The organism is Streptomyces sp. PsTaAH-124 (assembly GCF_000373685.1).
Lineage (GTDB): Bacteria > Actinomycetota > Actinomycetes > Streptomycetales > Streptomycetaceae > Streptomyces > Streptomyces andamanensis.
In genome coordinates this window covers 226,980-246,456 of record NZ_KB892202.1, presented here as the reverse complement: position 1 = coordinate 246,456, position 19,477 = coordinate 226,980, and the positions used below count along the sequence as shown (strand labels likewise).

Below are 19,477 nucleotides of genomic sequence, written 5' to 3'. Positions count from 1 at the left end.
CGCCGATTCATCTCAGAAGGCTTACATGGTGAGTGTCCAATCGCCTCCCGGCAGCCGCGAACTTCCCCGCGCCCGCGTGCTGCTGCTCCCGGTCATACTGATGGCGGCGGCCACCGGCGCCGCCGTCGCCCTGGTGGCGGACCCGGCCCGCCTCGCCGTGGGCTGCTGCGGCGCCCTCGCCACCCTCCTGGTGCTCCTCGCGGCCGCCGAAGCGGTGCGCCGCGGCCGCACCGTACGCGAGCAGCGGGCCGAGCACGCCCGGCAGACCGACTACCTGAAGCGGCGCATCGCCGGCCACGACGAGGAGATCTCCTACCTGGCCTCGGAGATCCTCCCGGCCGCCGTCGCCTATCTGCGCGCCAGCCACACCCCGCGCGAGGTCATGCGCGACCTCATCGACGGCGACCCGGAGTGGTGCCGGATCCCGGAGCCGCAGCGCGCGGTGGTCCGCATGATCCTCAAGATCGTGGACCAGGAGGAGTCCATGCGGGACTCCACACAGCGCTCCTTCGTCAGCATCGCCCGCCGGGTGCAGGCGATCGTGCACCAGCAGGCCAAGGAACTGCGGGAGATGGAGGAGGACCACGGCCGCAGCCCCGAGGTCTTCGACGACCTGCTGCGCATCGACCACGGCACCGCGCTGATCGGCCGCCTCGCCGACTCCATCTCCGTCCTCGGCGGTGGGCGCCCCGGCCGCCAGTGGCCCAACCCGGTCACGCTCTACAGCGTGCTGCGCGGCGCCATGTCCCGGATCCTGGAGTACCGGCGCATCGAGCTGCACTCCATCGCCAAGGTCAACATCAAGGGCACCGACGTCGAGCCGGTCATCCACGCCGCCGCCGAACTCCTCGACAACGCCACCCGCTACTCGCCCCCGCAGACCAAGGTGCACGTGACCGCTGTGGAGGTGCAGAGCGGCGTCGCCATCGAGATCGAGGACGGCGGCGTCAGCCTCAACGAGGAGTCCCGCGCCCGGATCGAGAAGATGGTCGAGGCGGCCAAGGCCGGGGTCGACCTCCAGGAGCTGGCCGAGAGCCCGCGGCTCGGCCTCGCTGTCGTCGGCCGCCTGTGCACGGCGTACAAGATGCAGGTCTCCCTGCGGGCCTCCGCGTACGGCGGGGTCCGCGCCGTCCTCGTCGTGCCCAGCGACATGATGACCACCGATCCGGCCCCCGGGCTCGCCCACGGCATCGGTGCCACCTCCATCCCGCGGCCCGGCGAGGACGCCGTCGAGGGTCCCAAGCGCGCCCCCAAGAAGCGCCGCCCCACCAGCCCGCGCATCCCCGCCTCGGTCCCGATGGAGGACGAGGTCCCCGAGGTCACCGAGTGGACGCCGGGCGGCCTGCCGCAGCGCCGCAGCCGGGTCAAGACCCCGCTCAGCCAGCGCATCGCCGAACAGGCCGCCGTCGAACGGGCCGAGCTGGAGGGCGGCTCCGTGTGGAGCACGCCCCGGGCCGCCGTCCCCCAGCCCGCGCAGCCGGAGACCGAGCCCGGCCTGTGGGTGGAGGCGTTCTGGGACGGCCTGAAGAAGGACAACCCGGGCCCGGACCCGACCGCGTTCACCCAGGACCCGACCGCGTTCCTGCACCTGATCGAGAAGCCGGCCCGTGACGGAGCCGACGACGAGGGGGACCTCAAGTGATCCAGCAGCGTGCCAACTTCGACTGGATGCTCAAGGAGCTGAACGACGGCGTGCCGGGCATCGAGATGATCGTGGTGCTCTCCGCCGACGGCCTGCGCATCGCCCGCTACGGCGGTGACCCGGACGCGGCCGACCGGGTCGCCGCGGCCTGCGCGGGGCTCCAGAGCCTGGCGAGCGCCGTCGCCGTCGAGATCCCGGACAGCGACGGCCGGATGAAGCTGGTCATCATCGAGATCGACGGCGGCTACTTCTACCTGATGTCCGCCGGGGCCAACGCCTATCTGGCGGTCCTCGCCGACATCCGCACCGAACCCGGCATGATGAGCGCCCGGATGCGCGATCTCGTGGTCCGGATCGGAGCCCACCTGACCAGTCCGCCCCGGCGCGGTGGGCAGACCGTATGACCCCTCCGCGACGCCAGAGGCGCTATCCCGCACACGAACCGCCGCCGCCCAGACCCGCCGAGCAGGGTGAGGAGCGGAACCCGGAGCGGCTGTACGTCGTGGCCGGCGCGGGCGAGGACGGTGCCCGCGCCGCCCTCGACCTGGTGACCCTCGTGGTGGCGCGCGCCGAGCCGCCGCCGTCCGCCACCCCCGAGCAGGCGGCGCTGCTGCGGCTGTGCGCCGCCCCGCTGTCCGTGGCCGAACTCTCGGCCTACCTCAACCTGCCGTTCAGCGCGATGACGGTCCTGATCACCGAGCTGCTGACGGCCGAACTGGTCCAGGCGCGTGCCCCGATCGTGCGCCAGGCGGTCCCCGACCGTTCCCTCCTCGAAGCGGTGATGCATGGACTTCAACGGCTCTGACACCCTCCCCGGCCCGCGCACGGGTGACCATCTCCCGCACACGGCCCAGGCCGCGGTGAAGATCGTCATCGTCGGCGGGTTCGGGGTCGGCAAGACGACGATGGTGGGCTCGGTCAGCGAGATCAGGCCGCTGACCACCGAGGAGACCATGACCCAGGCCGGGATCGGGGTCGACGACGACTACGGCTCCGACTCCAAGACGGCCACCACCGTCGCCATGGACTTCGGCCGTATCAGCATCACCGACCAACTGGTGCTCTACCTCTTCGGCACGCCCGGCCAGGAACGCTTCTGGTTCCTGTGGAACGGCCTGTTCGAGGGGGCGCTCGGCGCGGTCGTCCTGGTCGACACCCGCCGTCTGGAGGTCAGCTTCGACGTGATGGGCCGGCTGGAGGAGCGCGGTGTGCCCTTCGTGGTGGCCGTCAACTCCTTCCCGGACGGCCCCCGTTACCCGATCGCCGAGCTGCGCACGGCGCTGGATCTGTCGGAGGAGATCCCGATGGTCGAGTGCGACGTACGGCGCCGGGCCTCCAGCCGGGACGTGCTGATGACCCTCATGCGCTTCCTGCACTCCCTGGCCATGGCGGGCCCGCGCACCTGAGCGGCCCGTGACACCTCCGGCTCGCCCGGCTCTCCCCCGCCCCCTTCTGTTCCCTTTCTGATCCCCTGCTTCCCCTTCCGTCTCTCCTTACTGTCTCTCCTTCCGTCTCTCCTTCTGTCCTTTCTGCTTCGAAAGCGACCGCTGTGACGCCTGAACCCCAGCACCTGACCGGTCCGGACGACCGCATCCCCGCCCCGCCCCCCGGCTGCCCCGCGCACGGCGCGCACGGTGTCGGCCCCGGTGGGCTGCACCGCCTGCACGAGACGCCCGACCTCGGCGACCTGTACGAGCAACTGCGCGACCGGCACGGCCCGGTGGCGCCCGTGCTGCTGCACGACGACGTCCCCATGTGGGTGGTCCTCGGCCACACCGAGAACCTGCACATGGTGCGCACCCCCTCGCAGTTCACCCGGGACAGCCGCATCTGGACCCCGCTCAAGGAGGGCATGGTCAAGCCCGACCACCCCCTCATGCCGCACATCGCCTGGCAGCCGATCTGCTCGCACGCCGAGGGCGACGAGCACAAGCGGCTGCGCGGCGCGGTCACCGCGGCCATGGCCACCATCGACCACCGGGGGCTGCGCCGCCACATCGGCCGCGCCACCCAGCGCCTGGTCAACCGCTTCTGCGAGACGGGCCGCGCCGACCTCGTCGACCAGTTCGCCGAGCATCTGCCGATGGCCGTGATGTGCGAGGTCCTCGGCATGCCCGAGGAGTACGGCGACCGGCTGGTGCAGGCCGCCCGCGACATGCTCAAGGGCACCGAGACCGCCATCGCCAGCAACGACTACATCATGGGCTGTCTGAGCGGGCTCGCCGCCCGCCGCCGGGCCCGCCCCGAGGACGACTTCACCAGCCACCTCATCGCCGACCCGGCCGGTCTGAACGACGAAGAGGTCGGCCAGCACCTGCGGCTGGTGCTCATCGCCGCCTACGAGGCCACCGCGAATCTGCTGGCCAACACCATCCGCCGGGTGCTCACCGACCCGGGGTTCCGCGCCCAGCTCAACGGCGGGCAGATGACGGTGCCGGAGGCGGTCGAGCAGTCCCTGTGGGACGAGCCGCCCTTCAGCACCATCTTCGCCTACTTCGCCAAGCAGGAGACCGAGCTGGGCGGCCAGCGCATCCGGCGCGGCGACGGGCTGCTGCTCGGCATCGCGCCCGGCAACGTCGACCCCCGGGTCCGGCCCGATCTTGCGGCCGACATGCAGGGGAACCGGTCCCACCTCGCCTTCAGCGGCGGCCCGCACGAGTGCCCCGGCCAGGACATCGGCCGGGCCATCGCGGACGTCGGCGTGGACAAGCTGCTGATGCGGCTGCCCGACATCCGGCTCGACTGCCACGAGGACGAGCTGCGCTGGACCGAGTCGATCGCCTCGCAGCACCTGGTGGAGCTGCCGGTGCGGTTCACCCCGCGCCCGCAGCAGGACGTGATGGCCCAGCCGAGCCACACCCCGATGCCGGTGCCGCAGCCGCGCACCGCCTGGGAGATCAGCACCGTACCGGCCACGCCCGCACCGTCCCCCGAGCCCGTGCCGGACGAGGGGGCGGCCGGCGCCACGGTGTCGGCGGGCCCCTCGCGCGGGCGGACGGCGGTGGCCGCCGAGGCGCCCGCACGGCCGGCGTCCGCGCCCGCGTCCGCCGCCCCCGCGGCGCCGACCGCCCGGACCGCCGGGACCACCGGCACCGGGGTCGGGATCGGCGGCAGCACGGACACCGGCCCCGGCGCGGATCCCGGCGGCGACCTCGTGCCGGACCGTCCGCTCGGCGCCTGGCAGCGCTTCCTGCGCTGGTGGCGCGGCTACTGACCCGCGTCCCACGCGGCCGGGGACTCCCAGGCCCGCAGGGTCCGGCCGCTGCGCAGCCGGTGCTCGGCGCCCGTGACCGGGTCGGTGAACTCCAGCTCCCGCGCCAGCAGTTGCAGCGGGCGCCGGAAGTCACCGGCCGGGCCGGGGCCGGTCACCACCGGGTAGAGCGGGTCGCCGAGGATCGGCACGCCCAGCGCGCTCATGTGCACCCGCAGCTGGTGCGTCTGCCCGGTGGCCGGGGTGAGCCGGTAGCGGGCCAGGCCGTCCGCGCGGTGTTCGAGCAGTTCGACGTGTGTGAGCGCGTTCGGCTCGCCGGGCACCTCGCGGGCGGCCAGTTCCCCGCGCTCCTTCACGATCCGGCTGCGCACGGTCCGGGGCAGGGCGAGCGCGGGATCGTACGGCGCCACGGCTTCGTACACCTTGCGCACCCGCCGGTCACGGAAGAGCGTCTGGTACGCGCCGCGCTCCTCGGGCCGCACCGTGAACAGCACCAGCCCGGCGGTGAGCCGGTCCAGGCGGTGCGCGGCGCCGAGCGCCGGGACGCCCAGCTCGCGGCGGAGCCGGGCCAGCGCGGTCTCGGCGACATGGGTGCCGCGCGGGGTGGTGGCCAGGAAGTGCGGCTTGTCCGCGACGACCAGGTGCTCGTCGCGGTGGACCACCTCCAGCGGGAACGGCACCGGCACCTCGTCGGGCAGCTCCCGGTGGAACCAGACGAACATCCCGGGCTCGTACGGCGCTTGTGGCGCCACCGGCCGTCCGTCGGCGCCGACGATCCGCCCCTGGTCGAACATCTCGGCGACCGCGCCGGGAGCCGCCCCCGACAGCCGCTCCACCAGGTGCTCGCGCACCGTCGCCCACGTCCCGTCGGCGGGCAGCCGCACCCGCACCGGGTCCACGCCCCGCAACTGGGGCAGCGGAGCGGGCGGTGCGGAGCGGGAACGGCGTCTCATCCGCAGCAGCCTACGAGCCGCCGGACCCGGAGGAAAACCGCTGGGCCGCCCGGTCCGCGCCCGGCAGGATGCGGATCATGCCCGACCTCACCGCTCCCGTCCTGCCCGCCCACGCCTTCTCCCGCGCGCCGCAGCCCACCGTGCCCACCGGCGACGGACTCCTGCTGCGCCCCTTCCGGACCGGGGACGCGCCCGCCGTGCACGCCGTCTTCCAGGACCCGGTCATGCACCGGTGGCACCTGCGCTCCGCCGGTTCCGAGGAGGAGGTGACCGGCTGGATGGCCCAGTGGCACGCGGCCTGGGCGGCGGACCGGGAGGCCCACTGGGCGGTGACCGAGGACGGCGGCGCCGGGCGTCTGCTGGGCCGGGTCGCGCTGCGCGAGGTGCGCCTCGCGGACGGTGCGGCCGAGGTGGCGTACTGGACCGCGCCCGAGGCCCGGGGCAGGCGAGTGGCCGCCCGTGCCACCGCCGCGCTCGCCCGCTGGGCGCTGGAGGAGACCGGCTTCCACCGTCTGGAACTGCTGCACGCCGTGGCCAACGAGGCGTCCTGCCGGGTCGCCGCCCGGACCGGCTTCGCGCTGGAGGGCACCAAGCGCCGCTCGGGTCTGCACGCGGACGGCTGGCACGACATGCATCTGCACGCCCGGCTGCGGGGCGACTGAGCGCGGACCGCAGGTGCGTGCGACGACGCGAGGGGCGGCCTCCCGCGTGCGCGGGTGCCGCCCCTCGGGGTGCGTCCTCGGCTCAGGCGGCGCTGGGCGCGCCCTCCTGCTCGGCCTCGATACGGGCGTTCCACTCGGGCTTGGAGGCCTGCCAGCCGTCCTCGTTGTGGCCCAGGCGCCAGTAGCCGGAGATCGACAGGTCCTCGCGGGGGATGCCGTACTCGACGCGCAGCAGCCGCCGCAGGTCCTTCACGAAGGCCGCCTCGCCGTGCACGAAGGCCTGCACGCGGCCCGCGGGGAAGTCCAGTGCCCGTACGGCCTCGGCCAGGGCCTCGCCGACGGGCCGCTCGCCGCGGTGCAGCCAGACGACCTCCACGTCGGAGTCGATCTTCTGCTCCTCCTCGGGGCCGGAGACCTCGACGAAGGCGTGCGCGGTGACGCCCGGGGGCATGGCCTCCAGGGAGCGGGCGATGGCGGGCAGGGCGCTCTCGTCACCGGCCAGCAGATGCCAGTCGGCGGTGGGGTCCGGGGCGTAGGCGCCGCCGGGGCCCATGAAGCGCACCACGTCGCCCGGCCGCACCCGCAGCGACCAGGGGCCCGCCAGGCCCTCGTCGCCGTGCACCACGAAGTCGATGGTCAGCTCGCGGTGCTCGGCGTCCCAGGCGCGCACGGTGTAGGTCCGGGTCACCGGCCACTGCTCGGGCGGGAACTCCTCGCGGACGCGCTGGAGGTCGAAGGGCTCGGGATAGGTGACGCCGGGGGCCGGGAACAGCAGCTTCACATAGTGGTCCGTGCAGGTGTCTGCGGCGAAGCCGGCCAGCTCCTCGCCGCCGAGCACCACGCGCTGCATGTGCGGAGTGAGCCGTTCGGTGCGGACCACCCGCGCGGTGTGGGCCCTTCGCGGCTTGCGCGCCGGACGTTCTGCCATGACGGCCTCCCAGTTCACTTGCTTAGGCTTACCTAAGTTAGCACCTTCCGCTGGGCGGCACCTCTTCCGCGGGGACTTCCCCCGTGCGCGTCGTCGCTCTGTGTCACGCCTCCAGGGTGCTGACCAGGCGCTGGAGGGAGCCGCCCAGTCCCCAGCGGCCGGACAGCTCCGTCAGTGCCGCCGCGTCGCGCGGGGTGCGCGGCAGCGCCGTGTCGACGTCCGGCAGCGGGACGTCCCGGGCCACGCGCACGACCTTCGGGGCCACCGCGAGATACGGGCGTGCCTCGTCGAGCCGCTTGCGCTGGGACGGGGTGAGCTTGGCCCGCGGGTCGTCGACGGCGGCCATGATCCCGGCCAGGTCGCCGAAGGCGTCGAGCAGCCGGGCCGCGGTCTTCTCCCCGATGCCGGGCACGCCCGGCAGGCCGTCGCTCGGGTCGCCGCGCAGCAGTGCCAGGTCCGCGTACCCGCCGCCGTCGACTCCATACTTCTCGCGCAGCACCGCCTCGTCGGTGAGCTGGAGCGTGCCGACACCCTTGAGCGGGTAGAGCACGCGCACCCCGCGCGCGTCGTCCACCAGCTGGTACAGATCGCGGTCGCCGGTGACGATGTCGACCGGGCCGGTGGCGCGGGTGGTGAAGGTGCCGATGATGTCGTCGGCCTCGTACCCGGCGACGCCCACGCGGGCGATGCCGAGGGCGTCGAGCACCTCCTCGATGACCGGGACCTGCGGCGAGAGGGTGTCCGGCACCTCTTCCTCGTCCGGGCCGCCCGGGTGCTCGGCGGCCACGCGGTGCGCCTTGTAGGACGGGATCAGCTCCACCCGCCAGTGCGGCCGCCAGTCGGCGTCCATGCAGGCCACCAGCCGGGCGGGCCGGTGGTCGCGGACCAGGCGGTCGATGAAGTCGAGCAGTCCGCGCACCGCGTTCACCGGGGTGCCGTCGGGGGCCTTGACGGACTCCGGGACGCCGAAGTAGGCGCGGAAGTACAGGGAGGCGGTGTCGAGGAGCATCAGTGGTCCGGTCACGCCTCGCATCATGCCGTACGCCACTGACAGTCACCCGGCGCCGTGTGAGCCACGCCACTTTTGTGTTTGCCCCCGGGGGACCTGGGCAGGCGCGGGCCCGAGCGAAGGTAGTTGCGTTATTCAACTGTTACTGATCCTTCGCAACTGTCCCTGTCCCCTATGACGAGAGGTGCGCGTGGCATCCAGGCTTGAGGCCCAACACCTGTACAAGGTGTTCGGCAGACGACCCGACGAGGCAGTGGAGAAACTCCGGCAGGGTGCCGACCGCGACGAACTGCGGGCCGGCGGCACCACCGCCGCCGTCATCGACGCCTCCTTCACCGTGGACCCCGGACAGATCTTCGTCGTGATGGGGCTGTCCGGCTCCGGCAAGTCCACACTCCTGCGGATGCTGAACGGCCTCCTGGAGCCGACCGCCGGGCAGGTGCGCTTCGACGGCGAGGACCTGACCGCGCTCACCGACCGCGAACTGCGCGAGGTCCGCTCGAAGAAGATCAGCATGGTCTTCCAGCACTTCGCGCTCTTCCCGCACCGCAGCGTCCGCGACAACGCCGCGTACGGCCTGGAGGTGCAGGGCGTGCCCCGCGCCGAGCGCGCTCGCCGCGCCGACGAGGCGCTCGCCCTGTGCGGCCTGGCCGGCTGGGAGGACTCCTGGCCCGACGAGCTGTCCGGCGGCATGCAGCAGCGCGTCGGCCTCGCCCGCGCACTCGCCACCGACGCCGACCTGCTGCTGATGGACGAGTCCTTCAGCGCCCTGGACCCGCTGATCCGCCGCGACATGCAGGACCAGCTGCTCCAGCTCCAGAAGACCCTGAAGAAGACGATCGTGTTCATCACCCACGACCTCAACGAGGCCATGCGCCTGGGCGACCGCATCGCCGTCATGCGCGACGGCCGGATCGTGCAGAACGGCACCGCCGAGGACATCCTGCTGCGCCCGGAGGGCGACTACGTCGCCTCCTTCATCCAGGACGTCGACCGCTCCCGCGTCCTGACCGCGGAGTCGGTCATGGACCGCGAGGTGCAGGGCGACGAGGCCGACTGCGGCTGCGAGACCGCGACGCCGCACACCCCGTTCACCGAGCTGTGCGCGCTCAGCGCCCGGCTGCCCCACCCGGTCGCCGTGCTCGACGAGCACCGCGAGCTGGTCGGCGTCGTGCCGCGCGGGCGGCTCATCGGCTTCCTCGCCGACGAGCCCGACGCCGCCGACGCCCCGCCCGTGACCTGCGACGCGCCGCGCGGCGAGGGCGGCGAGAAGGAGGTGGCCCGTGCCTAGGATCCCGCTCGGCGACTGGGTCAACTCCGCGGTCGACTGGCTGCTGGGCCATGTGTCCTGGCTCTTCGACTTCTTCAAGACCGTCTTCACCGGCGCCTACGACGGCATCAACGCCGTCCTCCAGGCGCCCGAGCCGCTGCTGCTGGCCGGCATCTTCGCGGTGCTCGCCTTCTGGCTGCGCGGCACCCTGGCCGGTGTCCTCGCCTTCGTCGGGTTCGCCTTCATCGACTCCCTCGGGCTGTGGGACGACGCGATGGTCACCCTGGCGCTCGTCCTGGTCGCCACGATCATCGCCCTGGTGATCTCCGTCCCGGTCGGTGTCTGGGCGGCCCGCTCGGACCGGGTCAGCGCGATCGTGCGGCCCTTCCTGGACTTCATGCAGACGCTGCCGGCGATGGTCTACCTCATCCCGGCCATCCTGTTCTTCGGCACCGGCGGTCCCGCGGGCATCGTCGCCACCCTGATCTTCGCGCTCGCCCCCGGTGTGCGCATGACCGAGCTGGGCATCCGCCAGGTCGACAAGGAGCTGGTGGAGGCCGCCGAGGCGTTCGGCAGCACGCCCCGCAGCATCCTGCTGCGCGTCCAGCTGCCGCTGGCGCTGCCCACCGTGATGGCCGGCGTCAACCAGGTGATCATGCTCGGCCTGTCCATGGCCGCGATCGCCGGCATGGTCGGCACCGGCGGCCTCGGCGGCGACGTCAACGAGGCCATCGGCCAGCTCGACGTCGGCCTCGGCTCCGAGGCGGGCGTCGCCATCGTGATCCTCGCGATCTACCTGGACCGCATGACCAACGCCCTGGGCACCCAGGTCTCGCCGCTCGGCCGCCGGGCCGCCGCCCGCGCCCGTGCGCTCGCCGGTCTGAAGATCTGGTCGTACCGGCCCAGCCCGCAGATCGCCGTGATCGGCGTGGTCGTGCTCGCGCTGGCCGCCGGCGGCATGGGCGTCTTCGGGGGCGGCGACAGCGCCACCGCCGCCGACGACGGCCAGAACGTCGGCAAGGGCAAGAAGGTCACCATCGGCTACATCCCCTGGGACGAGGGCGTGGCCTCCACCTTCCTGTGGAAGGAGGTCCTGGAGCGGCGCGGCTACAAGGTCGACGCCCGCCAGTTCGACGCCGGACCGCTCTACACCTCGCTCGCCCAGGGCAGCGTCGACTTCGAGACGGACTCCTGGCTGCCCACGACCCACGCGCAGTACTGGAAGAAGTACGGCGACCGGCTCGACGACCTCGGCTCCTGGTACGGGCCGACCTCGCTGGAGCTGAGCGTGCCCTCGTACATGAAGGACATCAACTCCCTCGACGACCTCAAGGGCAAGGCGTCCCTGTTCGGCGGGAAGGTCACCGGCATCGAGCCCAGCGCCGGTGAGATGGCCCTGCTCAAGAGCAAGGTCCTCAAGGACTACGGCCTGGACAAGGAGTACAAGGTCGTCGACAGCTCCACGCCCGCCATGCTGGCCGAGCTGAAGCGCGCCTACAGCAAGAAGGAACCGGTCCTCGTCACCCTGTGGTCGCCGCACTGGGCGTACAACGACTACGACCTGAAGAAGCTCAAGGACCCCAAGGGCGCCTGGGGCAAGGGCGACGGCGTGCACACGCTGTCCCGCAAGGGCTTCGCCGACGACAACCCGGTCGTCGGCAACTGGCTGAAGAACTTCAAGCTGGACGAGAAGCAGCTCACCAGCCTGGAGGCCGAGATCAACAAGGCCGGCAAGGGACGGCAGCAGGACGCCGTGCGCACCTGGCTGAAGGCCAACCCGGGCGTCGTCGACAAGCTGGCCCCGGTGCCCGGCGGTGCCGGGAGCACCCCGGCCGAGGCCAAGCGCGCGCTGAACGTCGCCTGGTTCCCCTGGGACGAGGACGTCGCCGTCACCCACCTGTGGAAGCACGTCCTGGAGCGGCGCGGCTACAAGCTGAACCTCAAGCAGATGGACGTCGGCCCCGTCTACACCGGCCTGGCCGGCGGGGACATCGACCTCAACTTCGACGCCTGGCTGCCCTACGCCCAGAAGAACTACTGGGACAAGAGCAAGGACAAACTCAAGGACCTCGGCACCTGGTACCAGCCGACGTCCCTGGAGATCGCCGTGCCGTCCTACGTCAAGGACGTGAAGTCCCTGGCGGACCTGAAGGGCAAGTCGTCCGAGTTCGGCGGGAAGATCATCGGCATCGAGCCGGGCACCGGTGAGATGACCCTCCTCAAGAGCAAGGTCCTGCCCGGCTACGGGCTGGACAAGGAGTACAAGGTCGTCGACGGCTCCACGCCCGCGATGCTCGCCGAGCTGAAGCGCGCGTACGCCAAGAAGCAGCCCGTCGCCGTCGTGCTGTGGTCCCCGCACTGGGCCTACAGCCGCTACGGCCTCACCAAGCTCGCCGACGACAAGAAGCTCTTCGGCGAGGGCAACACCATCCGCACCATCTCCAGCCAGAAGTTCCCCGAGCAGTACCCGCAGCTCACCGAGTGGATCAAGAAGTTCCGGATGAGCGAGGACGAGCTGGGCAGCCTGGAGAGCGAGATCAACGCCCGCGGCAAGGCCCAGGAGGACGAGGCCGTCGACGCCTGGATCGCGAAGCACCCGGACGTCGTCCAGCGGATGACCCCGCAGTAGCGGCACCCGGCGGCGCGCCCGGCGGCCCGCCGCACCGCACACCGCCCGAGGGGCGGGTCCGGCCACGCACCTGACGGTGTGGCCGGACCCGCCCCTCGGGCCGTCCACCGGGCGGATCCGGACAATCACGGACCGTCACCCCACCGCCCGGTACGGCACCGGAGCCCGTACGGTGGCTGTGAGCGCGACCGGAGCGCGGCGTGAACCAGGGGGTCGCGACGACGGGAGGCGTACGGGGAAGTGACGGGCACGTGAAACGGTTTGCCGAACATGCGTAGGGTGCAGACAACTCAACAGGAGCGGTACGCCCCGGCACGGAGCCCGGGACGGACCGCGCGGGGGCGGACCGGAGAGCGGGCCCGCGGACAGCACGACGACGAGCGAAGGAGGGAGCCGGAGCGATGGGCGACCACAAAGAACAGCCCCTGCGCGTGGGCGCGGCCGTACGGCGGCGCCGCCGCGCGCTGAACCTCACCCTCGCCGTCGTGGCCGGGCGCAGCGGCCTGTCGGTGCCCTTCCTGAGCCAGATCGAGAACGACCGGGCCCGCCCCAGCCGAAGCTCCCTGGAGAAGGTCGCCGACGCGCTGCGCACCACCGCGGTGGAACTGCTGGCGGCGGCCGACCCGGCGTGCAGCGTCGACGTGGTCCGCGCCGAGCTGCCCGAGACCGGCGAGCCGGAACCGGCGCCCCGGATGCGCGCCCTGGTCCGCGGCCACCATCAGCTGCACGCCTCGGAGTTCACCGGGGACCACGACGCCGGCCGCGAGTTCCAGCACCGCAACGACGAGCTGATGTACGTCGCCGACGGCGCGGTCGAGGTCGAGGCCGAGGGCCGCGCGTACCGGCTGGTGCGCGGCGACACCATGTATCTGACCGGCGGGGTGCGCCACCGCTGGCGGGCCACCGTCGCGGACACCCGCGTGATCGTGGTCGCGGTGGCCGAGCACATCGAGGCGGTGCAGGACCGGACGCGCTGATGGTCCGCGTCGTCTCCCTGGTCCCCTCGCTCACCGAGGCGGTCGCCGCGACCGTGCCCGGCGCGCTGCTCGGCGCCACCGACTGGTGCAGCCACCCGGCCGGCCTGGACGTCGTCCGGGTCGGCGGCACCAAGAACCCCGACACCGCCCGTATCGCCGCCCTCGCCCCCGATCTGGTGATCGCCAACGAGGAGGAGAACCGCGCGCCCGACCTCGACGCGCTGCGCGCCGCCGGGACCGAGGTGCTGGTGACCGAGGTACGGGACGTACCGGGCGCCTTCCGCGAGCTGGCGCGGGTGCTGACGGCCTGCGGGGCGGCGGCCCGGCCGCGCTGGCTGGACGAGGCCGAGGCCGCCTGGGCGGCACTGCCCGTCCCCGAGGTCCGTACGACCGCCGTCGTACCGGTGTGGCGCAGGCCCTGGATGGTGCTCGGCCGGGACACCTTCGCCGGGGACGTGCTGGCCCGTCTGGGCGTCGACCACCTCTACGCCCGCCACGCCGAGCGCTACCCGCGCGTCCCGGTCGAGGAGCTGCGGGCGGCGGCCCCGGACGTCGTCGTGCTGCCCGACGAGCCGTACCGGTTCACCGCCGCCGACGGCCCCGAGGTCTTCGCGGGCCTGCCCTGCGCGCTGGTCAGCGGACGGCATCTGACGTGGTACGGGCCGTCGCTGGCCGAGGCGCCGCGGCTGCTGGGCGAGGCGCTGCGAGCAGCGCTCCGCTGAGCAGCCCGCGCGCGGTGTGCACGGCCGCGGCGGCCCAGGCGGTGAGCAGCACCGCGTACAGGACCAGGGCGAGCGTGTCGTACGCGACGAGATGGGTGTGCCGGGCCAGGGCCGAGGCGCCGGTCACACAGGTGCCCACCGGGAAGGTGAAGGACCACCACGTCATGGCGAAGCCCATGCCCTGCCGGGCGGCGCGCACCACCTGGGCGGCGGCGAAGGCGAACCAGAGCACGGCGAAGCCCATGACCGGCACCCCGTACAGCAGAGCGAAGACCGCGAAACCCGTGTCGAAGGGGGCCGGTACGACGCCCGGCGCGGTGTCCGCGAAGGCACCGGCGGCCGTCGTCGACTGCCCCAGCGGGCCCAGCACCAGGAACAGCGTAGGCGTCAGCGCGAGCGGCAGCGGCCCCACCAGCAGCAGCCGGCCCAGCACCAGGGGCAGCAGGGCGAGCGTCGCCAGCAGGCTCAGCCCGAACATCGCCACACAGCCCAGCAGCAGGGTCTCCCGCAGCTGACCGGCCGGCAGGTGCAGCACCAGGGCGGGCCCCAGCGCGGCGGACACCATCGGCGCGACCACCGGCAGCAGCCACACCGGTGTCGTCTCGCGCGGCTCGATCCGGTGGTGCACGGCCATCAGGTACGGCACCGCGACCGCCGCCACCAGCCCGACCGCCGTACCGGCCGTGAACAGCACGGTGTCCAGGGCGAGCGCGGCGGACGCGCCGATCCAGTCCCGGCCCACCGAGAGCGCGCCGCCGCCCACGGCCAGCAGTGCCATCGAGAGGCAGCCGTAGAACGGCGCCGCCGCCGCGTCCAGGAGGTGGGCGCGGGCCTGGTCGCGGTGGTGGATCCAGTGCAGCGCGCGGGCCGTCAGCAGGACGGCGAGCTGGACCAGCGAGAGCGCCCAGACGGCCGCGCACACCGTGCGCAGCCCCGGGACGTGCACCGGCAGCGCCGCACCCGCCCCGGCGACGGCGGCGGTGCCCATGACCGAGCCGTACCAGTTGGGGCCCAGCAGGCGCAGGGCCGGGAGGCGGCGGGGGGCCGCCGGGCCGGGCGTACGGACCGGAGGGGACGGGTGGGAGTGCTGTGCCGGGGAATGGGCTGCGGTGACCATGACTTGAGGTTTTCGCAGGTCCGCCGCCCCCACCAGGGGGTTTGTCTCTATCGGGGCATAAGCTGGCTTTATGACAAGGAGGCCGGAGCTGGACGCAGGAAACGGCGAGGGGCGGCCGCCCGGGGTGGCGCCACTGGCCCACCGGGTGCCCGACCTGGGCGCGCTGGAGCTGCTCCTGGCGGTGGCGCGGCTGGGCAGCCTGGGCGCCGCCGCCCGCGAGCTGGGCATCACCCAGCCTGCGGCGAGCAGCCGGATCCGCTCCATGGAACGGCAGCTCGGACTGGCCCTGGTGGACCGCTCACCGCGCGGTTCCCGGCTGACGGACGCGGGCGCGCTGGTCACGGACTGGGCCCGGCGGGTCGTGGAGGCGGCGGAGGCGTTCGACGTGGGCGCGCAGGCGCTGCGCGACCGCCGGGACTCGCGGCTGCGGGTGGCGGCGAGCATGACGATCGCCGAGTACCTGCTGCCCGGCTGGCTGATCGCGCTGCGCGCGCGCCGCCCCGACACGGCGGTGTCGCTGCTGGCCGGGAACTCCGCGGTGGTCGCCGAACGGCTGCTGGCGGGCGAGGCGGACCTCGGCTTCGTGGAGGGGGTGTCGGTGCCCACCGGACTGGACTCCGTGGTGATCGCCCAGGACCGGCTGACCGTGGTGACCGCGCCGGGCCATCCCTGGGCCCGGCGGCGGCGTCCGCTGGAGGCGGCGGAACTGGCCGCGACCCCGCTGATCCTGCGCGAGACGGGCTCCGGGACCCGGCAGGTGCTGGACGCGGCACTGGGCGGGCTGGCCCGGCCGCTGATCGAACTCTCCTCCACCACGGCGGTGAAGGCCGCGGCCGTCAGCGGCGCGGGCCCGGCCGTCCTCAGCGAACTGGCCGTCGGCGACGAGCTGACCCTGCGCCGCCTGGTGACCGTCCCGGTCCGGGACGTCGCCCTCCGCCGCGACCTGCGCGCGGTCTGGCCCACCGGCCACCGCCCGACGGGCCCGGCCCGGGACCTGCTGTCCCTGACCCGGACCTGACCTGGACCGATCCGGGCCTGAGCAGGGCCTGATCCGGACCCGGCCTGATCCCGGCCGGGCCGGACCTGGATCCGGCCGGGAGCCGGTTGGGCGGGTTGCGCCGGGGGCGTTCGAGCGGGCGAGCCCGGTTCGTGCGGGGGAGGGTCCTTGTCCGGCGGGCGGTCGCCGGGGGTGCGGCGTGGGCGCGCTGTGGGTGCGGCGCGGGGGAGTGCTTCCCCGCTCAGTCGCGGCCCGTCCCGGCAGCAGCCGCCGTGACCAGGGCGCCCATCACGCGGGTGTCCTCGGCCATCTCCGGGTGCCACTGGACCCCCAGGGCCCAGGGCGCGCCGGGCGGTGGTTCGAGCGCCTCGACCGTGCCGTCCTGGGCGTGCGCGGAGGCGACGAGGCCGGCGGCCAGGCGGTCGACGGCCTGGTGGTGGTAGGCCGGGACGGTCGTGGGTTCCGGGACGGCCGCCGCGTACCGGGTGCCGGGCACCGGGACGACCGGGTGGGCGCCGAAGACGCCGACGGCCCCGGCGTGCCCGTCCAGGTGCTGCACCAGGGTGCCGCCCAGCGCCACGTTCAGCAGCTGCATGCCCCGGCAGATGCCGAGCAGCGGCACCCCGGCCGCCAGCGCGGCCCCGATCAGGGCGAGTTCCCAGGCGTCCCGGGCCCGCGCGGGCGGCCCCGTGCGAGGGTCGGGCGCGGCACCGTACCGTACGGGCTCCACGTCCGGGCCGCCCGCGATCACCAGGCCGTCCAGCCGCTCCACGGCCGCCGCCGCCCGCTCGGGCGCGTCCGGCGGCAGCATCGCGGCGAGTCCGCCCGCGCGCTGCACCAGCCGCGGGTAGCCGGCCGGCAGCAGCGCGGCCTCCAGCTCCCACACGCCCCAGCGCGCGCCCGGCTCCAGATACGTACTGACGCCGATCAGCGGTCGTCGTGCGCTCGTCGCGGTCATCCGGCCCTCCCGGCTCGCAATGGTGTGCGCCCATACCTAACGCACCCGGGCGCCCTGACGCACCCACGCGCGCGTGCCCGCGTCCCGGCGCCCCCGGACGCCCACGCGCGCGTGCCCACGCCCTCGCCCCCGCGACCCGCCGCACGGTGCCCGCCCGCCGGTCCGGCCGGCCCGCCCCGTTCACGCCAGGAAGCCCCGCAGCAGCGCCGCCGTCCCCGCGCAGTGCTCCCGCGCCCGCTCCCGTGCGCCGTCCGCGTCCCCGGCCAGCACCGCGGCCACCAGCGCGGCGTGCTGGCGCTGCGAGTGCTCCAGGTTGCGCACCAGCAGCGGGATGCAGTCCAGCAGGTCGTTCACCGTGGCCCGGACCGCCGCGTACTGGGCGGCCAGCGTCGGCGAGCCGGACAGCTCGGCCAGCGTCAGGTGCAGCAGCGTGTCCCGGCGCCGGTACTCCGCGGGCGGTACGTCCCGGGTGTGCTCCAGCGCCGCCCGCAGCCGCCGCTCCTGGTCGTCCGTCAGCCCGTGCGCGGCGCACAGCCCGGCCGCGCCCGCCTCCAGCACCTCGCGAAACCGCAGGACGTCCTCCAGGTCGACCGCGGCCACCCGCCGCCGCAGCTCGTCCCCGCCGTCCGTGCCGTCCTTCCCCCTGTCCGCGCGCGGGCGCACGAACGTACCGCCGTAGCGCCCCCGCCGTGCTTCCACGAGCCCCTGCTCATGGAGCACCTTCAGCACCTCGCGCAGGGTCACCCGGCTGATCCCCAGCCGGGCGGCCAGCTCGCGCTCGGCCGGCAGCCGCTCACCCGCCGGCACCAGCCCCAGCCGCACCACCAGCAGGATCTGCTCCAGCGCCTCCTCGAAGCCGTTGCCCGCGCGCACCGGCCGCAGCAGCGCCGTGAGCCGGTCCCCGCCCGCCCCGGTCGAACCCGTGTCCCCAGCCATCCGGCCGCGCCCCCTTCCCAGCCAATGGTCCAGAGCCATACCTTATGGCGCACGGCGTCGGCCGAACGGCCGGCGAAGCCCGAGGAGGCCCGCCCGTGGCAGACCGCACACCCCCGCTCACCGTCGAGGAACTGCGGACGCTCGTCGCGGGCGGCGACATCGACACCGTCGTCCTGGCCTTCCCGGACATGCAGGGACGGCTCCAGGGCAAGCGCTTCGCCGCCCGCTTCTTCCTCGACGAGGTCCTGCGGCACGGCACCGAGGGCTGCACCTACCTCCTCGCCGTCGACGCCGAGATGAACACCGTCGACGGCTACGCCCTGTCCTCCTGGGACCGCGGCTACGGCGACTTCGCCATGCACCCCGACCTCGCCACCCTGCGCCGCCTCCCCTGGAACCCGGGCACCGCCCTGGCCGTCGCCGACCTCGCCTGGCACGACGGCTCCCCGGTGACCGTCGCCCCCCGGCAGATCCTGCGCCGCCAGCTGGACCGGCTCGCCGAGCACGGCTGGCGGGCCCAGGCCGGGACCGAGCTGGAGTTCATCGTCTTCCAGGACACCTACGAACAGGCCTGGGACGGCGGCTACCGCGGCCTCACCCCGGCCAACCGGTACAACGTCGACTACTCGATCCTCGGCACCGGCCGCGTCGAACCGCTGCTGCGCCGCCTGCGCAACGACATGGCGGGCGCCGGTCTCACCGTCGAGTCCGCCAAGGGCGAGTGCAACCTGGGCCAGCACGAGATCACCTTCCGCTACGACGAGGCCCTGGTCACCTGCGACCAGCACGCCGTCTACAAGACCGGCGCCAAGGAGATCGCCGCCCAGGAGGGCGTCTCGCTCACCTTCATGGCCAAGTACGACGCACGCGAGGGCAACTCCTGCCACATCCACCTCTCCCTCACCGACGCCGACGGCACCGGCGTGATGGCCGGCCCGGAACCGGGGGAGATGTCCGAGGTCATGCGGCACTTCCTCGCCGGACAGCTCGCCGCGCTGCGCGACTTCTCCCTGCTCTACGCGCCCGGCATCAACTCCTACAAGCGGTTCCAGCCCGGCTCCTTCGCCCCCACCGCGGTCGCCTGGGGCCACGACAACCGCACCTGTGCGCTGCGCGTCGTCGGCCACGGCCCCTCGCTGCGCTTCGAGAACCGGCTGCCCGGCGGCGACGTCAACCCGCACCTGGCCGTCGCCGGACTCGTCGCCGCGGGCCTGTACGGCCTCGAACAGCGGCTGCCGCTGCCCGAGCCGTGTCCCGGCAACGCCTACACCGCGGACTACGCGCACGTCCCCACGACCCTGCGCGAGGCGGCCGAGCTGTGGGAGAACAGCCCGATCGCGAAGGCCGCCTTCGGCGACGAGGTCGTCGCGCACTACCGCAACATGGCGCGCGTCGAACTCGACGCGTTCGACGCCGCGGTCACCGACTGGGAGCTGCGCCGCTCCTTCGAACGCATGTGAGAGGCC

The 19,477-nt window shown here is 73.5% G+C and carries 18 protein-coding genes; 12 read left to right on the top strand and 6 right to left on the bottom strand.

What is annotated here, in order from left to right:
* Positions 1–25 precede the first annotated feature (25 nt).
* The 5 genes from B086_RS0131050 to B086_RS0131030 all read left to right on the top strand — a co-directional run bounded on the left by B086_RS0131050 (position 26) and on the right by B086_RS0131030 (position 4,856).
* On the top strand, positions 26–1,642 hold the full coding sequence (locus B086_RS0131050; RefSeq protein ID WP_078531246.1) for a sensor histidine kinase: 1,617 nt from the start codon (positions 26–28) through the stop codon (positions 1,640–1,642).
* A complete protein-coding gene (locus B086_RS0131045) occupies positions 1,639–2,046 on the top strand; it encodes a roadblock/LC7 domain-containing protein (RefSeq protein ID WP_018570332.1) in 408 nt (135 codons plus the stop codon). The genes B086_RS0131050 and B086_RS0131045 overlap by 4 nt, the downstream gene beginning before the upstream one ends.
* Positions 2,043–2,447, top strand: coding sequence for a DUF742 domain-containing protein (locus B086_RS0131040; protein WP_026252950.1), 405 nt, complete (start codon positions 2,043–2,045; stop codon positions 2,445–2,447). Before B086_RS0131045 ends, B086_RS0131040 begins: the two co-directional genes overlap by 4 nt.
* The gene (locus B086_RS0131035; protein ID WP_018570330.1) at positions 2,428–3,048 is read left to right on the top strand and encodes a GTP-binding protein; all 621 of its coding nucleotides are present in this window, start codon (positions 2,428–2,430) and stop codon (positions 3,046–3,048) included. The genes B086_RS0131040 and B086_RS0131035 overlap by 20 nt, the downstream gene beginning before the upstream one ends.
* A gap of 143 nt (positions 3,049–3,191) precedes the next feature.
* Entirely contained in the window at positions 3,192–4,856 is a 1,665-nt protein-coding gene (locus tag B086_RS0131030; RefSeq protein WP_018570329.1) for a cytochrome P450, read from the top strand.
* Here the strand turns inward: B086_RS0131030 and B086_RS0131025 are convergent.
* Positions 4,850–5,806, bottom strand: coding sequence for an RluA family pseudouridine synthase (locus B086_RS0131025; protein ID WP_026252949.1), 957 nt, complete (start codon positions 5,804–5,806; stop codon positions 4,850–4,852). The genes B086_RS0131030 and B086_RS0131025 overlap by 7 nt on opposite strands.
* A 77-nt stretch (positions 5,807–5,883) precedes the next feature.
* Here B086_RS0131025 and B086_RS0131020 point away from each other — a divergent pair, with 77 nt between their 5' ends.
* The gene (locus B086_RS0131020; RefSeq protein WP_026252948.1) at positions 5,884–6,468 is read left to right on the top strand and encodes a GNAT family N-acetyltransferase; all 585 of its coding nucleotides are present in this window, start codon (positions 5,884–5,886) and stop codon (positions 6,466–6,468) included.
* Between the two features lie 82 nt (positions 6,469–6,550).
* Here B086_RS0131020 and B086_RS0131015 read toward each other — a convergent pair whose 3' ends face one another.
* Both B086_RS0131015 and B086_RS0131010 read right to left on the bottom strand, forming a co-directional pair.
* A complete protein-coding gene (locus B086_RS0131015) occupies positions 6,551–7,396 on the bottom strand; it encodes a siderophore-interacting protein (protein ID WP_026252947.1) in 846 nt (281 codons plus the stop codon).
* Between the two features lie 103 nt (positions 7,397–7,499).
* Complete coding sequence (locus tag B086_RS0131010; protein WP_018570325.1) at positions 7,500–8,405, bottom strand: 5'-3' exonuclease; 906 nt, start codon at positions 8,403–8,405, stop codon at positions 7,500–7,502.
* A gap of 190 nt (positions 8,406–8,595) precedes the next feature.
* On the opposite strand from B086_RS0131010, the gene B086_RS0131005 reads away from it, so the two are divergent.
* From B086_RS0131005 to B086_RS0130990, 4 genes are all read left to right on the top strand, one after another.
* Positions 8,596–9,696 (top strand): quaternary amine ABC transporter ATP-binding protein, encoded by a 1,101-nt coding sequence (locus B086_RS0131005; RefSeq protein WP_026252945.1) that lies wholly within the window; start codon positions 8,596–8,598, stop codon positions 9,694–9,696.
* Entirely contained in the window at positions 9,689–12,304 is a 2,616-nt protein-coding gene (locus B086_RS0131000; RefSeq protein ID WP_018570323.1) for an ABC transporter permease/substrate binding protein, read from the top strand. The genes B086_RS0131005 and B086_RS0131000 overlap by 8 nt, the downstream gene beginning before the upstream one ends.
* 401 nt (positions 12,305–12,705) lie before the next feature.
* Entirely contained in the window at positions 12,706–13,281 is a 576-nt protein-coding gene (locus B086_RS0130995) for a helix-turn-helix domain-containing protein (RefSeq protein WP_018570322.1), read from the top strand.
* Positions 13,281–14,003: a helical backbone metal receptor gene (locus tag B086_RS0130990; RefSeq protein WP_018570321.1), complete on the top strand. Its 723-nt coding sequence runs from the start codon at positions 13,281–13,283 to the stop codon at positions 14,001–14,003. Before B086_RS0130995 ends, B086_RS0130990 begins: the two co-directional genes overlap by 1 nt.
* On the opposite strand, the gene B086_RS0130985 is transcribed toward B086_RS0130990, so the two are convergent.
* Positions 13,915–15,120, bottom strand: coding sequence for a TDT family transporter (locus B086_RS0130985; RefSeq protein WP_018570320.1), 1,206 nt, complete (start codon positions 15,118–15,120; stop codon positions 13,915–13,917). The genes B086_RS0130990 and B086_RS0130985 overlap by 89 nt on opposite strands.
* Positions 15,121–15,190: 70 nt before the next feature.
* Between B086_RS0130985 and B086_RS0130980 the strand changes: the two genes are divergently transcribed.
* Positions 15,191–16,138 carry a LysR family transcriptional regulator gene (locus B086_RS0130980; RefSeq protein WP_026252944.1) on the top strand — a complete coding sequence of 316 codons (948 nt, stop codon included), beginning with the start codon at positions 15,191–15,193 and terminating at the stop codon, positions 16,136–16,138.
* A gap of 220 nt (positions 16,139–16,358) precedes the next feature.
* Here the strand turns inward: B086_RS0130980 and B086_RS0130975 are convergent, their stop codons facing one another.
* Together B086_RS0130975 and B086_RS0130970 are read right to left on the bottom strand one after the other, a co-directional pair.
* Complete coding sequence (locus B086_RS0130975; protein WP_018570318.1) at positions 16,359–17,075, bottom strand: gamma-glutamyl-gamma-aminobutyrate hydrolase family protein; 717 nt, start codon at positions 17,073–17,075, stop codon at positions 16,359–16,361.
* Positions 17,076–17,255: 180 nt separating this feature from the next.
* Positions 17,256–18,011, bottom strand: a complete 756-nt coding sequence (locus B086_RS0130970) for a FadR/GntR family transcriptional regulator (protein WP_018570317.1) — start codon at positions 18,009–18,011, stop codon at positions 17,256–17,258.
* A gap of 95 nt (positions 18,012–18,106) precedes the next feature.
* On the opposite strand from B086_RS0130970, the gene B086_RS0130965 reads away from it, so the two are divergent.
* Positions 18,107–19,471 carry a glutamine synthetase family protein gene (locus tag B086_RS0130965; protein ID WP_018570316.1) on the top strand — a complete coding sequence of 455 codons (1,365 nt, stop codon included), beginning with the start codon at positions 18,107–18,109 and terminating at the stop codon, positions 19,469–19,471.
* The last annotated feature ends 6 nt before the right edge of the window (positions 19,472–19,477 follow it).

Coding starts and splice junctions, on each gene's coding strand:
- B086_RS0131050 (WP_078531246.1), top strand. CDS start 26: ATGGTGAGTGTCCAATCGCCTCCCGGCAGCCGCGAACTTCCCCGCGCC.
- B086_RS0131040 (WP_026252950.1), top strand. CDS start 2,043: ATGACCCCTCCGCGACGCCAGAGGCGCTATCCCGCACACGAACCGCCG.
- B086_RS0131035 (WP_018570330.1), top strand. CDS start 2,428: ATGGACTTCAACGGCTCTGACACCCTCCCCGGCCCGCGCACGGGTGAC.
- B086_RS0131025 (WP_026252949.1), bottom strand. CDS start 5,806: ATGAGACGCCGTTCCCGCTCCGCACCGCCCGCTCCGCTGCCCCAGTTG.
- B086_RS0131020 (WP_026252948.1), top strand. CDS start 5,884: ATGCCCGACCTCACCGCTCCCGTCCTGCCCGCCCACGCCTTCTCCCGC.
- B086_RS0131015 (WP_026252947.1), bottom strand. CDS start 7,396: ATGGCAGAACGTCCGGCGCGCAAGCCGCGAAGGGCCCACACCGCGCGG.
- B086_RS0131010 (WP_018570325.1), bottom strand. CDS start 8,405: ATGCTCCTCGACACCGCCTCCCTGTACTTCCGCGCCTACTTCGGCGTC.
- B086_RS0130995 (WP_018570322.1), top strand. CDS start 12,706: ATGGGCGACCACAAAGAACAGCCCCTGCGCGTGGGCGCGGCCGTACGG.
- B086_RS0130990 (WP_018570321.1), top strand. CDS start 13,281: ATGGTCCGCGTCGTCTCCCTGGTCCCCTCGCTCACCGAGGCGGTCGCC.
- B086_RS0130985 (WP_018570320.1), bottom strand. CDS start 15,120: ATGGTCACCGCAGCCCATTCCCCGGCACAGCACTCCCACCCGTCCCCT.
- B086_RS0130980 (WP_026252944.1), top strand. CDS start 15,191: ATGACAAGGAGGCCGGAGCTGGACGCAGGAAACGGCGAGGGGCGGCCG.
- B086_RS0130975 (WP_018570318.1), bottom strand. CDS start 17,075: ATGACCGCGACGAGCGCACGACGACCGCTGATCGGCGTCAGTACGTAT.
- B086_RS0130970 (WP_018570317.1), bottom strand. CDS start 18,011: ATGGCTGGGGACACGGGTTCGACCGGGGCGGGCGGGGACCGGCTCACG.